Source organism: Streptomyces endocoffeicus, from assembly GCF_016741935.1.
GTDB classification, from domain to species: domain Bacteria; phylum Actinomycetota; class Actinomycetes; order Streptomycetales; family Streptomycetaceae; genus Streptomyces; species Streptomyces endocoffeicus.
Map to the genome: position 1 here is coordinate 390745 of NZ_JAERRG010000004.1, position 13913 is coordinate 404657.

General features: G+C 69.7%; 12 protein-coding genes. All 12 read right to left on the reverse strand.

Annotation, left to right across the window (positions count from 1 at the left end; translation table 11 throughout):
• Positions 1-50: 50 nt before the first annotated feature.
• The 12 genes from atpB to thrB all read right to left on the reverse strand — a co-directional run bounded on the left by atpB (position 51) and on the right by thrB (position 13591).
• Positions 51-860 (reverse strand): F0F1 ATP synthase subunit A, encoded by an 810-nt coding sequence (gene atpB / locus JK364_RS14280; protein ID WP_201851282.1) that lies wholly within the window; start codon positions 858-860, stop codon positions 51-53.
• 265 nt (positions 861-1125) lie between these two features.
• The gene (locus tag JK364_RS14285; RefSeq protein ID WP_201851284.1) at positions 1126-1581 is read right to left on the reverse strand and encodes a Cg1360 family ATP-synthase-associated protein; all 456 of its coding nucleotides are present in this window, start codon (positions 1579-1581) and stop codon (positions 1126-1128) included.
• Between the two features lie 302 nt (positions 1582-1883).
• Positions 1884-3296 carry an MraY family glycosyltransferase gene (locus tag JK364_RS14290; RefSeq protein WP_307841271.1) on the reverse strand — a complete coding sequence of 471 codons (1413 nt, stop codon included), beginning with the start codon at positions 3294-3296 and terminating at the stop codon, positions 1884-1886.
• Between the two features lie 75 nt (positions 3297-3371).
• Positions 3372-4661, reverse strand: a complete 1290-nt coding sequence (glyA, locus tag JK364_RS14295) for a serine hydroxymethyltransferase (protein WP_201851286.1) — start codon at positions 4659-4661, stop codon at positions 3372-3374.
• 140 nt (positions 4662-4801) lie between these two features.
• A complete protein-coding gene (locus tag JK364_RS14300; protein WP_201851288.1) occupies positions 4802-5461 on the reverse strand; it encodes an arsenate reductase/protein-tyrosine-phosphatase family protein in 660 nt (219 codons plus the stop codon).
• Positions 5458-6105 (reverse strand): L-threonylcarbamoyladenylate synthase, encoded by a 648-nt coding sequence (locus tag JK364_RS14305; RefSeq protein ID WP_014054918.1) that lies wholly within the window; start codon positions 6103-6105, stop codon positions 5458-5460. The genes JK364_RS14300 and JK364_RS14305 overlap by 4 nt, the downstream gene beginning before the upstream one ends.
• Positions 6106-6152: 47 nt before the next feature.
• On the reverse strand, positions 6153-6998 hold the full coding sequence (gene prmC, locus JK364_RS14310; RefSeq protein ID WP_201851290.1) for a peptide chain release factor N(5)-glutamine methyltransferase: 846 nt from the start codon (positions 6996-6998) through the stop codon (positions 6153-6155).
• A gap of 54 nt (positions 6999-7052) precedes the next feature.
• Entirely contained in the window at positions 7053-8123 is a 1071-nt protein-coding gene (gene prfA / locus JK364_RS14315; protein ID WP_201851292.1) for a peptide chain release factor 1, read from the reverse strand.
• A 124-nt stretch (positions 8124-8247) separates the two neighbouring features.
• Positions 8248-8472 (reverse strand): 50S ribosomal protein L31, encoded by a 225-nt coding sequence (rpmE, locus tag JK364_RS14320; protein ID WP_201851294.1) that lies wholly within the window; start codon positions 8470-8472, stop codon positions 8248-8250.
• Positions 8473-8660: 188 nt separating this feature from the next.
• On the reverse strand, positions 8661-9785 hold the full coding sequence (locus JK364_RS14325; protein WP_201851295.1) for an LCP family protein: 1125 nt from the start codon (positions 9783-9785) through the stop codon (positions 8661-8663).
• A 357-nt stretch (positions 9786-10142) separates the two neighbouring features.
• The gene (rho, locus tag JK364_RS14330; protein ID WP_201851297.1) at positions 10143-12275 is read right to left on the reverse strand and encodes a transcription termination factor Rho; all 2133 of its coding nucleotides are present in this window, start codon (positions 12273-12275) and stop codon (positions 10143-10145) included.
• A 401-nt stretch (positions 12276-12676) separates the two neighbouring features.
• Positions 12677-13591 carry a homoserine kinase gene (gene thrB / locus JK364_RS14335; RefSeq protein WP_201851299.1) on the reverse strand — a complete coding sequence of 305 codons (915 nt, stop codon included), beginning with the start codon at positions 13589-13591 and terminating at the stop codon, positions 12677-12679.
• Positions 13592-13913 lie beyond the last annotated feature (322 nt).

Here is a 13913-nt window from a genome sequence, read left to right on the forward strand (position 1 = left end):
CCGGTGGGGGTTGTCCACCGGACGTCTGATGGTCTGGGAGGCAGGTGCGCTCAGTGGTGCTCGGCGAGCGCGCCCTGAACGTAGTTGCAGGCCAAGAGCACGAAGACGTACGCCTGGACAGCCTGGATGAAGAGCTCGAAGGCGGTCAGCAGAATCGTCATCACGAAGGACGCGCCCGCGTAGGCGATCCCGATGCCGTTCAGCAGGTACCAGGAGCCGATGGTGAACATCAGCAGCAGCAGGTGGCCGGCGAACATGTTGGCGAAGAGCCGGACCGCGTGGGTGAAGGGCCGGATGATCACGTTCGAGAAGAACTCGATCACGACGATCATCGGCAGGATCGCGCCGAGCTCCTTGTCGTAGCCGGTGATGTTCTTCCAGCCGCCGACGAAGCCGTGCTTCTTGAAGGTCAGGTACATCCAGAGGACGTAGACGATGGCGGCGAGACCGGCCGGGAAGGCGATGATCGACGTCACCGGGAACTGGGCGACCGGAATGATCGACCACAGGTTCATGATCCACACGAAGAAGAACAGCGAGACCATGAGAGGGACGTACTTCTCGCCCTCCTTCTTCCCGAGGGCCTCGTAGACCAGCCCGCGGCGCACGAAGTCGTAACCGGCCTCGCCGACCATCTGCAGCTTGCCGGGGACCACCTTGGCCCGGCCGAACGCGGCCCAGAAGAACCAGACAATGACGACGGTGCCCACCAGCGCGAGCAGCATCGGCTTGTTGAAGTCGAATCCGCCGACCGAGAACAGCGGCTCGAACTTGAACGAATGGAGTCCGGGTGCCGGGAAGCCGCACCCGTCGAAGATGTGGCAGTTCGTCTCGAAGGCGAGCGTCTGGTCAGAACTCACCGCGAGACTCCTTCAGCGTGGCGCATGGGTACGGCAACCTCGTTGTGTCGGCGCGGCACGCGGCCACGGAACGGCACTGGACTGGTCTTACGAATGTGGGGGCGGCTGATCGGCGCGTGGCCGAGTGGTATGTCGGGCATCAGCTGCATGGGCCGCCGATTCCGTCCCGTGGATTCCGGGGGTTCAGCTACCTGCGCCCGCTGTGCCTCAGATGGCACCGGACGATAGCAGGTGAGCGCACATGCTCTTATCCCGGCCCTACTGCTCACGGCGTGGACCCGGCGGGAGCGGACTTCTTCGCCCCCCCGGGCTTGCGTTCGTCCTCGGCTTCCGGCTCCACATAGAGGATCTTGGCCTTCATGTGCGCACGGGTCTGTGCGCCGACCCACACCAGGGTCGCGGCGAGCAGTGCGAGGGCGAACGCCTTGACGTTGAACATCGTGGTGTCCTGGAACACCGCGAGCACGACCGCCACCAGCAGGAACTCGGCCATGAAGAGCACCATGCCCATGGCCTGGAACAGATGGGGCAGGTGCTTCGCCGTGCGCTCCAGCACGATCAGCCCGGAAGCCATCACCACCGCGGCGACGCATGTGCCGAAGCCCGCGCCGATCGCTCCCTTGCCACCTGCGAGCACAGAACCGACGGCGACGGCGACCACACCGGCGATGGCTGTGGGCACGGCGCAACTCAGGAGCGTTCTGGCGTCGTTGGACTGCATGAAGGGTTTCTCCGGCAAGTGTCGGAAGCAACGATTCGTCGTGGACGAGCGTATCCCCGGGAACAGAGAGGACCTCACGAGGAAGAGCCGTCGCCCTACGGCCCCTCGGGTCTAAGCACCGGGTTTAGTGAACGGTATCACAAACTATTTGATGAGGTCTTTACCCACCGAGTGTGCTGCACGTCACACGGGAGAGTTATGAGATGTGTACCGTGCTGACGCCGCCCTGTGATCTTCATCGGTATCGCCGGACCCTTTGGCCGCGGCGATGGCTGAGGACATCGCGGCGATGACTGGGGAGATTACTGGGGTGTTCCGATGCGCCGGCGGTGGGTGAAGCGGGACCGGTCGCCGATCGCGGTGGCGCCGTTCACACCCTTCACCCCGCTGCTCGCCCCGCCGTTCATCCCGGAGCCCACCGGCTCGGGCTTGGCCGGCTCCGACCCCGACCCCGACTCCGACTCCGAGGCGGCGGACCCGGCACCGGCCGTGGCCGCCACGGGCTCCGCGGCCGGTTCGGCACCCCGCTCGGCCCTGGCGATCCGGTTGGCGCGGCGGTAACGCGGCGGAACGAACGCCTCCGCCCAGCGCGGAACGCGCGGGGTGAACCGCGGCAGCAGCAACAGCAACAGCCCGACCCCGCTCAGCGCCACGATCGCCAGCACGAACCACACACCGGCCGAGTTCACCGAGTACGCCACGGCGCCGAAGGCGATCAGCGCCGACCAGAAGTACATGATCAGGACGGCCCGGCTGTGCGAGTGGCCGATCTCCAGCAGCCGGTGGTGCAGATGGCCACGGTCGGCGGCGAACGGCGACTGGCCCCGCCAGGTGCGCCGGACGATCGCCAGCACCAGGTCGGCGAAGGGCACCGCGATGACGGTCAGCGGCAGCAGCAGCGGGATGTAGACCGGGACGGTGGCGTGCACCGCGGCCTGCTCGGACCCCTCGAACAGCTTCATCGCGTCCGGGTCCACCTGGCCGGTGATGGAGATGGCGCCCGCCGCCAGCACCAGCCCGATCAGCATCGAGCCCGAGTCGCCCATGAAGATCCGCGCGGGGTGGGCGTTGTGCGGCAGGAAGCCCAGGCACATGCCCATGAGGACGGCGGCGAACAGGGTGGCGGGCGCGGCCGCCTCCAGGCCGTAGCCGTACCAGATGCGGTACGCGTACATGAAGAACGCCGCGGCGGCGATGCACACCATCCCGGACGCCAAACCATCGAGCCCGTCAACGAAGTTGACCGCGTTGATGGTGATGACGACCAGCGCGACGGTGAGCAGCGTGCCCTGCCAGGGCGTCAGCGAGACCGGTCCCACACCGGGCACCGGAAGCCACAGGATGGTCAGACCCTGGAGCACCATCACACCGGCGGCGATCATCTGGCCGCCCAGCTTGATCAGCGCGTCCACGCCCCACTTGTCGTCCAGCACCCCGAGCAGCCAGATCAGCCCGGCGCCGGACAGCAGCGCCCGTGGCTCGTTGGAGACCGCGAAGACGTCCTTGAGGTTGGTCAGGTGGGCGGCGACCAGCAGCCCCGCGCACAGCCCGCCGAACATGGCGATGCCGCCGAGCCGCGGCGTGGGCTCACGGTGCACATCACGGGCGCGGATCTCGGGCATCGCACCGGCCGCGATGGCGAATTTCCGCACCGGCCCGGTCAGCAGATAGGTGACCGCGGCCGTGATGCACAGAGTCAGCAGGTATTCACGCACAGGCTGCCCCAGAGGTATCGCTGGCCATCACAGCCCCACACCCTATGCGTGTCCGACGCCTCGCGGTGAACGTACTTACAGACGTCCTACACCTTCGGATGGTTGCATGATTCGGCCGTCGTCCGGATAGGGCGGAAATCTCCCGGCCAGATCCGCCACCTTTTCCCGTACCACGCCCTCGTCCCGCAACACGGTTCCCATGAGATTGGCTATGCGCTCCATTTCCGGAGCTCCCATTCCCTGGGTGGTCACCGCGGCGGTGCCAAGACGCAGCCCCTTGACGCATCCCCGGGGCTCGGTGGCGGACGCCAGCGCGCAGGTGTCCAGCACGATCCCGGCGGCCGCGCAGCGGCCCTTCGCGGCCCGTCCGTCCAGGCCCAGCGGGGCCGGATCGGCGGTGATCATATGGGTGTCGGTGCCGCCCGTGGTGACCGCCAGACCCTCCCCGGCCAGCGCGTCCGCCAGCACCCGGGCATTGGCCACCACCCGCCGCGCATAGGCGGTGAAGGCGGGCGCCGCGGCCTCGCCGAACGCCACCGCCTTGGCCGCCACGGTGTGCATCTGGGCCCCGCCCTGGGTGAACGGGAACACCGCCCGGTCCACCCGCTCGGCGAGCTCCGCACCGCACAGCAGCATTCCGCCGCGCGGCCCGCGCAGCACCTTGTGTGTCGTTGCGCACACCACGTCCGCGTACGGCACCGGGGACGGCGCCGCCTTCCCCGCGACCAGGCCGATCGAATGGGCGGCGTCGGCGATGAGATACGCGCCCACCTCGTCGGCGACGGCACGGAAGGCGGCGTAGTCCAGATGGCGGGGATAGGAGATCGACCCGCAGACGATCGCCTTCGGGCGGTGGGCGTGGGCGAGCCCGCGCAGCTGCTCGTAGTCGATCAGCCCGGTCGCCGGATCGACGCCGTAGCCGATGAAGTCGAACCAGCGGCCGGAGAAATTGGCGGGTGAGCCATGGGTGAGATGACCGCCGTGCGGCAGCGCCATCGCCAGCACCGTGTCCCCGGGCCGCAGCAGCGCGGCGTAGGCGGCCAGCACCGCGGAGGACCCCGAATGCGGCTGCACATTGGCGTGCTCGGCGCCGAACAGCGCCTTCGCCCGGTCCTGGGCCACCCGCTCGGCGATGTCCACGATCTCGCAGCCGCCGTGGTGGCGGGCGCCGGGATACCCCTCGGCGTACTTGTTGGCCAGTGGTGAGGCGAGCGCCGCCAGCACGGCCGGCGAGGTGTAGTTCTCGGCCGCGATCAGCTGGAGTCCGCCGGAGACGCGGTCGATCTCGCTCAGGATGATTCCCGCCAGCTCCGGGTCCTGGCGGGCGAGGCTTGCGAAATCGGGGCCCCAGGGGGTGACGGCCATGGCGTGCTCACAGCCTTCGGAGGGGACGGCGGGTCGACGCTTACGTGGTCACCCCCAATGTAGGCCTCGCGACGCCGTACGGCGCGCCGTGCGGCCCGTGCGGGCCCCCTTACGGCGCGCCCCCGGGTCCCCGAGGGGCCTTACGCGGGGGCGGGAACCCCCGTCAGCGCCGTGACGACCGGGTCCAGGGCCTGGTTGATCTCGTCCCCGATGGAGCGGAAGAAGGTGATCGGCGCCCCGTACGGATCGTGCACCTCGTCCGCGTCCTCGTTGGGCGCCAGCAGCCAGCCGCGCAGCGCGGCCGCCGCCTGCACCAGGGCGCGGGCGCGCTCCACCACGCCGCCCGCCTCCGCCGGGTCGGGCAGCGTCGCGGGGTCTATGGCCCGCACCAGCCGGGTGAACTCCTTGAGCGTGAAGGTGCGCAGCCCCGCCGAGTGCCCCATCGAGATCACCTGCGCCCGGTGGTCGCGGGTGGCGGTCAGCACCAGGTCGGCGCGGATGACGTGCTCGTCCAGCAGCTCACGGCCGAGGAAGCCCGCCGGGTCGGCCCCGAAGTCGGTCAGGACCGTCGCGGCGTGCGCCTCCATGGGCGCGCCCTCATGGCCCCAGGTGCCGGCGGACTCCACGATCAGACCGCGGGTGCGGACACTTCCGAGGCGGTGGTCGAGCGCATGCCGGGTCAGCCGCTCGGTGATCGGCGAGCGGCACACATTGCCGGTGCTGACGTGGAGGATGCGGAAGGTGGCCTCGGCGTTCTTCTCACGGTGTTCCGCTATGCCACGCCCCTCAGGGGCTGTCAATTGGCCACCTCGAGGTCGGGTACGACCTCCCGGAGCTGCTCGGCGGTGAGCGCGCCCGCCCGGAGCAGCACCGGCACCTTGCCGGTCACATCGACGATCGAGGAGGGCACGGCGGCCGGGGTCGGCCCGCCGTCGAGGTACACCGAGACCGAGTCCCCCAGCATGTCCTGGGCGGCGTCGCAGTCCTGCGGTGAGGGGTGTCCGGTGAGATTGGCGCTGGAGACCGCCATCGGGCCGAAGTCCGTCAGCAGCTCGATGGCCACCGGGTGCAGCGGCATCCGGACCGCGACCGTGCCCCGGGTCTCCCCCAGGTCCCAGGTGAGCGACGGCTGGTGCCGGGCGACGAGGGTGAGCGCACCGGGCCAGAAGGCGTCCACCAGTTCCCAGGCCATCTCGGAGAAGTCGGTGACCAGTCCGTGCAGGGTGTTCGGCGAGCCGACCAGCACCGGTGTGGGCATGTTGCGGCCGCGGCCCTTGGCCTCGAGCAGATCGCCGACCGCCTCGGCGTTGAAGGCGTCCGCGCCGATCCCGTAGACGGTGTCGGTGGGCAGCACGACCAGTTCGCCGCGGCGGACGGCGGAGGCGGCCTCACGCAGGCCGGTCTTGCGGTCTGTCGCGTCCCCGCAGTCGTATCGCCGTGCCATTTAACCGACCTCCTCGTACGTGGCCAATGTGTGGTGCGGTGCCGCCGTCACGGCATGGCCTTCCGCGCGGTGGCGAACCGGGGCCGGTTGTTCAGGTCGGGGTGGTCGGCGGCGTCCGCCCAGCCACGCTCCTCCGTGAAGATCCACGGCACCTGGCCGCCCTGGGTGTCTGCGTGCTCGATGACCACCACGCCCCCGGGGCGCAGCAGCCGGTGGGCGGTGCGCTCCAGGCCACGGATGACATCGAGGCCGTCCTCACCGGAGAAGAGCGCGAGTTGGGGGTCGTGATCGCGGGCCTCCGGCGCCACGTACTCCCACTCGGTCAGCGGGATGTACGGCGGGTTGCTGATGACGAGGTCCACCTGCCCGTCGAGCTCGGGCAGGGCCGCCAACGCGTCCGCGTGATGGAGAACGACGCGGGACCCCTCGACGTTCTTGCGGGCCCAGCGCAGGGCGCCCTCGTCCAGCTCCACGGCGTGCACCCGGGAGCGCGGCACCTCCTGGGCGAGCGCGAGCGCGATGGCCCCGGAACCGGAGCACAGATCGACGATGAGCGGTTCGACGACGTCCATGGCGCGCACCGCGTCTATCGCCCAGCCGACCACCGACTCGGTCTCCGGCCGGGGCACGAAGACCCCCGGTCCGACCTGGAGCTCGAGATAGCGGAAGAAGGCGCGGCCGGTGATGTGCTGAAGGGGCTCGCGGGCCTCCCGGCGGGCCACCGCCTCCCAGTAGCGGGCGTCGAAGTCGGCGTCGGGCACGCCGTGCAGCTCTCCCCGCTTGACGCTGTGCACAAAGGCGGCGAGCTCCTCCGCGTCGAAGCGCGGTGAGGGCACGCCCGCGTCGGCCAGCCGCTGAGTGGCCTGCGCCACCTCGGCGAGCAGCACGTTCACTGAATTCCTCCAGCCGGTCCGGACAAGGGCACGAAGCGTTGATCAGTGGGTGGCTCAGCCCGCGGCCGCCAGTTTGGCGGCCGCGTCGGCGTCGACGCACGCCTGGATGACCGGATCGAGTTCACCGTCGAGCACCTGGTCCAAGTTGTACGCCTTGAAACCGACACGATGGTCCGAGATCCGGTTTTCCGGGAAGTTGTACGTACGGATGCGCTCGGACCGGTCGACGGTGCGGACCTGGCTGCGCCGCGCGTCCGACGCCTCCCGCTCGGCCTCCTCCTGGGCCGCGGCCAGCAGCCGCGAGCGCAGGATGCGCAGCGCCTGCTCCTTGTTCTGGAGCTGGCTCTTCTCGTTCTGGCAGGAGACGACGATGCCGGTGGGCAGGTGGGTGATGCGCACCGCGGAGTCGGTGGTGTTGACCGACTGGCCGCCGGGTCCTGAGGAGCGGTAGACGTCGATCCGCAGATCGTTGGGGCCGATCTCGACCTCGACCTCCTCGGCCTCGGGCGTGACCAGCACACCGGCCGCGGAGGTGTGGATACGGCCCTGGGACTCGGTGGCGGGCACCCGCTGCACCCGGTGCACCCCGCCCTCGTACTTCAGCCGGGCCCAGACGCCCTGGCCGGGCTCGATGGTGCCCCTGGTCTTGATCGCCACCTGGACGTCCTTGTAGCCGCCGAGGTCGGATCCGTTGGAGTCGATGATCTCGGCCTTCCAGCCGATCCGTTCGGCGTACCGCAGATACATCCGCAGCAGGTCGCCGGCGAACAGCGCGGACTCCTCGCCGCCCTCCCCGGCCTTGACCTCCAGGATGACGTCCTTGTCGTCGCTCGGGTCGCGGGGGACGAGCAGCAGCCGCAGCCGGTCGGTGAGCTGTTCGCGGCTCTGCTCCAGCTCCTTGACCTCGGCCGCGAAGTCGGGGTCGTCCTGGGCCAGCTCGCGGGCGGTCTCGATGTCGTCCCCGGCCTGCTTCCAGGCGCGATAGACCGTGACCACCGGGGTCAGCTCGGCATAGCGCTTGTTGAGCCGCCGCGCCTCCCGCTGGTCGGCGTGGACCGCGGGGTCGGCGAGCCGCTTCTCGAGGTCGGCATGTTCGCCGATGAGTTCCTCGACCGCCTCGAACATCGGAGGGCTCCCTGAATGGTCTGCGTGGTGGCGTTGCGGAAAGTGCCGGAGGGCCGGTGACGACAAAACGCCGGTCCGGTCGCCCCAGGGAAGGGGCGACCGAAGACCGGCGCCGTGCGGGTCGCTACTTCTTGGCGGACCCGGCGTTCTTGCCGAAGCGGGCCTCGAACCGCGCCACACGGCCACCGGTGTCGAGGATCTTCTGCTTGCCCGTGTAGAACGGGTGGCACTCGGAGCAGATGTCGGCGCGGATGGTGCCGCCGCTCACGGTGCTACGGGTGGTGAAGGACGCGCCACAGGTGCAGCTGACCTGCGTCTCGACGTACTCCGGGTGGATCTCGCGCTTCAAGGGAATCTCCTAGGTTCGGGAGGGCACCGGGTCGACGGGCGGGTTGCCTGTCGTGAACCGGGACCGACGATCCAGTTTGCCAGTACTGGCCGCATCCCCCAAAACCGGGGGGCGGGCCCGGATATTCCCGGCCCGCCCGGGAGGCTGTCGGAACGCCCTCGGACAGCCCCGTTCGACCCTGGACGACCCTATTTGACGACCTTGCCCGCGCTGGTGGCATCGCCCGCGGAGCCCTTGGTGGCGGAGGCGGGAACCGGCTGGTCATCGCGGAGCGCGGTCCATATCAGCTTGGCCTTGCGCTCCATGGGCAGCACCCGGGCCGGGTTCTGCGGGTCGTACTCGACGGGCAGCGTGGTCATCTTCATGTTGCCCGAGCCGATGCCCTTCAGGGACTCGGCGAAGCCCTTCAGCTTGCTCACCGAGGCCAGCTCGGAGTCGGTGGTGAGGGCCTTGGTGGAGGTGTCCGCGAGGTCGTACAGCTTCTTCGGGTTGCCGAACAGGTCCACGTGCTTGACCTGGTCCAGCAGCGCCTTGACGAACGCCTGCTGGAGCTTGATCCGGCCGAGGTCGCTGCCGTCGCCCACACCGTGCCGGGTGCGCACCAGGCCCAGCGACTGCTCCCCGTCCAGGGTGTGCGGGCCGGCCTCCAGGTCGAGGTGGCTCTTGGGGTCGTGGATCGGGGCGGTGGTGGTGATGTTGACGCCGCCGAGGTCGTCTATCAGCTGCTTGAAGCCGGAGAAGTCGACCTCGAGGAAGTGGTCCATGCGTATGCCCGTCATGGACTCGATGGTCTTGATGGTGCAGGCCGGACCGCCGGCCTCGTAGGCGCTGTTGAACATGGCCGCCCGCACGGCGGGCGTCTCCTGCCCGCCCTTCGTGGTGCAGGACGGCCGCTCTATGAGGGTGTCGCGCGGGATGCTGATGACGCTGGCCTTCTTGTGGCCCTTGTAGACGTGGACGATCATCGCCGTGTCGGAGCGCGAGGTGCCCTCGTCCGTGCCGTACTTGGCGTTCTTGCCGGCCCGGGAGTCGGAGCCGAGGACGAGGATGTCCATCGAGCCGTTGTCGACGTTCTCGGGGCGGTCGGCGCCGAGGGCGGCGTTGACGTCGACGCCGGTGAGGTTCCCGTTCAGCTTGTAGTAGAGGTAGCCGAGTCCGGCACCGCCGAGCACCAGCACGGCGGCCAGCGTCCACACCGTGTAGAGCACGGCCCTACGGCGCGTGCTGGGCCCCTTGCGACGCCGTCCCGACGTCGTGCCGCGGGCACGGTGGCGGCCCGCGCTCCCCGGTGCGTTGTTGCTGTCCTCGGCCATGTGCTCCTCAGTCCTCTTTGTGGTGCCCGAGTACCCCCTGCCGTCACGGTCAGGCGTGGCGTCGCGTTTCGCGGTGGAGTCAGCCTGTGTTCCGGCCCCGTATTCCGACCTGACAGATGGAAGGCCGTGCGCCAGGGTTGCATATGTGCGATGGCCGGTTTTCGCGCGGGCCGCCGGGCGTACCGTTCGTCCCCTTCGTCCGCCTTACCGCTCTGACCTGCACTTTCGCGGGCGATAACATGATCAGAACCGGTCCGTGGCCCGCTCTTCGGCTGTGGCTCACCTCTCATGAAACGCAAACGAGGCCCCCCGCGGTGCGGGGGGCCTCGTTTACCGAGCGTTCCGGCGGGTGTCCGGTCAGTCGCCGTTGTTGCCCGGGGTGGGCGTGGTCTTGGCGATCTGCATCAGGAACTCGGCGTTCGACTTCGTCTGCTTCATCTTGTCCAGCAGCAGCTCGATCGCCTGCTGGGAGTCGAGCGCGTGGAGCACCCGGCGCAGCTTCCAGACGATGTTCAGCTCCTCCGGCGCCAGCAGGATCTCTTCCTTACGGGTGCTGGACGCGTCCACGTCCACCGCCGGGAAGATGCGCTTGTCCGAGAGCTTCCGGTCGAGCCGCAGCTCCATGTTGCCGGTGCCCTTGAACTCCTCGAAGATCACCTCGTCCATCCGCGAGCCGGTCTCGACCAGCGCGGTGGCCAGGATGGTCAGCGAGCCGCCGTCCTCGATGTTGCGCGCGGCGCCGAAGAACTTCTTCGGCGGGTAGAGCGCGGTCGAGTCGACACCACCGGACAGGATGCGGCCGGAGGCGGGCGCCGCCAGGTTGTACGCACGGCCCAGGCGGGTGATCGAGTCCAGCAGGACGACCACGTCATGGCCCAGCTCGACCAGGCGCTTGGCCCGCTCGATCGCCAGCTCCGCGACGGTGGTGTGGTCCTCGGCCGGGCGGTCGAAGGTCGAGGAGATGACCTCGCCCTTGACCGACCGCTGCATGTCGGTGACCTCTTCCGGCCGCTCGTCGACGAGGACGACCATCAGATGGCACTCGGGGCTGTTGCGGGTGATCGCGTTGGCGATCGCCTGCATGATCATGGTCTTACCGGTCTTCGGCGGGGCCACGATCAGACCGCGCTGGCCCTTGCCGATCGGCGCGACCAGGTCGATGATCCGGGTCGTCAGCCCGCCGGCCTCGGTCTCCAGACGCAGCCGGTCCTGCGGGTAAAGCGGCGTCAGCTTGCCGAAGTCCGGCCGCCCGCGCCCGGTTTCGGGCGCCATGCCGTTCACCGAGTCCAGCCGCACCAGCGCGTTGAACTTCTCGCGGCGCTCGCCCTCGCGCGGCTGACGGACCGCGCCGGTGACATGGTCGCCCTTGCGCAGACCGTTCTTGCGCACCTGGGCGAGCGAGACATACACGTCGTTCGGGCCCGGGAGGTAGCCGGAGGTCCGGATGAACGCGTAGTTGTCGAGGATGTCGAGGATGCCCGCGACGGGGATCAGCACATCGTCATCGGACACCTGCGGCTCATTGCCGAAGTCGTCACGGCCACGGCGGCCACGGCGGTCGCGGTAGCGGCCGCGGCGCCCGCGGCGCCCGCCGTCGAAGTCGTCGTCGGCCTCGTCGGCGCGCTGCTGGCTCTGGCCGCGCCCGTCGCGCTGCTGACGGCCGCCGCCCTGCTGGCCGTCCTCGCCCTTGCCACGGCGGTCGCCGCGGTCGCCGCGGTCGCGCTGGCGGTCCTGGCGGTCCCGGCGGTCGCCCTTCTGACCGCGCTCCTGGCGGTCACCGCCCCTGGCGCCCTTGCCCTCGGCGGTGTCGGCGGCTGCCTCGGCCTTCCCGTCGCCCTTGGGCTCGGTCCTGGCCTCGGTCTTCGCGGAGACGTCGCTGCGCGCCTCCGTCTTGGTCTCGACAGCGGTGGCCGTGCCCCCGGAGTCGGGGGTGGCGGCGGGCGCGGTGGCCCGGCGACGGCGGCGGTCACCGGCCGGCTGCTCATCGCCGGCGGGCTCACCGGGCTGGCCGGGGATCTCGATCTGCCCCTGCGCGGCGGCCTTCTCCTCGGCGTCGGCCTTGTCGGCCTTCTCCGCCTTCCCGGCGGACTTCGAGGACTTGGCGCCGGTCTTCTCCTCGGCGTCGTCGCCCGTACGGGCCCGGGAGGTGGTGCGGCGCTTCGGCTTGGTCTCTCCCTCCGCGTCGGACGGAGTGCTCTCGGAGCCCTGGGCGGAGCCGGAGCCCGCGGCCTGCTTGTCCTTGATGACCTCGATCAGCTGGCCTTTGCGCATCCGCGCGGTGCCCTTGATGCCAAGGCTCGAGGCGAGCTGCTGAAGCTCGGCCAGGACCATGGCGTCGAGGCCGGTGCCCGAGCGGCGTCGCCGCGGGGCAGCGCCAGTGGCAGCACCGTTGGCGGGCGCGGAAGCGTCCGTGGCGGGCGCGTTGTTGCCGACACCGCTGTCGGAGGTGCCGGAGGCGTTCACGCCCATCAGATCGGTGGTGTCGCTCACGAAGGGTCCTTCCCTGGAGCGGGCGTCGGCCTGTCTGGCTCGGCGACCGGTTGTGCTGTCCGGCTGTGGTCCTTCGGTTACGGACCGGGCCGGGGCGGTGGTCCGCCGGGTACGGCGGAGGAATCAGTTCATGGTTCCGACGCGGCGGAGGATTCACGAGAATCCGCCACGCCGATTCCGGAGCGTGCTCGGTACTGCTCAGGCAGGCTGCTCAGGCAGTGGGGGAGGCTCCCGGAAGAAGGGTGGTCCCTGATGGGGACACTGCGCACCTCGCCTCCGAGTACATCCAAGAGGCATCGAGTGCAGACTTGAGGTTAACACTACCGGATCCAACAAACATTCCCCCTCTCCAAGACCGGCTATCGAGTTTTCCCGGCTCCGGGACACCCCGGAGCGCGGTGTCAGGTGAGCGGCAGGACGCTCGCCCCCCCGGCGTCGAGAGCCAGCCGGTTGGCCGCCCACCCCTCGCCCGCCAGTCGTGCGACCTTGTCGGCCGCACCGTCCTCGACCAGCGCGAGCACCGTGGGGCCCGCGCCGGAGATGACCGCGGGGACGCCGTCCGCCCGCAGTCGGTTCACCAGGCGCACGCTCTCGGGCATCGCCGGAGCACGGTATTCCTGGTGCAGTCGGTCCTCGGTCGCGGCCAGCAGCAGCTCGGGACGCCTGGTCAGGGCCTCGACGAGCAGTGCGGCCCGGCCCGCGTTGACCGCGGCGTCCACATGCGGGACGGTGCGCGGCAGCAGGCCGCGGGCGGTCTCGGTGAGCACCGGCCGACCAGGGACGAAGACCACCGGAACGACGGAATCCGCAGGGTCCATCCTGATCGCACGGGCGGACCCCGCGTCCGTCCAAGCCAGGGTGAAGCCGCCGAGCAGACAGGCGGCGACATTGTCGGGGTGGCCCTCGATCTCGGTGGCCAGCTCCAGCATCGCCGCGTCGTCGAGCCGCTCGGCGCCGCCTATGGTCACCGCGCGCGCGGCGACGATCCCGGCGCAGATGGCGGCGGAGGAGGAGCCCAGGCCCCGGCCGTGCGGAATGCGGTTGGCGCAGACCAGCTCGAGGCCGCGGGGCTGCCCGCCCAGCAGGTCGAAGGCGGTGCGCAGGGAGCGTACGAGCAGATGGTTCTCATCGCGCGGGAGCGACTCCGCGCCTTCACCGGCGATGTCGACGTGGAGACCGGAGTCGGCCACCCGGACCACCACATCGTCGTAGAGGCCCAGGGCCAGGCCGAGGGCGTCGAAGCCAGGACCGAGATTGGCGCTCGAGGCGGGGACGCGCACTCGGACGGCGGCGGCGCGGAACGCTGGACCGGCCATCGCTCGATGACTCTCCTTGTGGTTACGTGCGATTGCTCGAAGAGGTACGGAACACCGCGAGGGCCGTGACAAGTACGGCGACGCCGCGCAGAGGCGAGCGCTCTGCGTCGGGGCGGATTCAGTACAGCCTATCGAAGGAAGGTTCTGTGGCGACATAGGGCGCACGGGAGGCGCACGATGCGTGTCGCGCTCCCTGCCATCATCCGCGACCACTCTACTGGAGCGTTCCGCGCGCCCTCGCGCTGCTCTGCCACCGCTTGAGTGGATCTTTAGAGAAGCCTACGGAACGGGTGGGACGAGGGGCCGATGGGGGGTGCGCGGA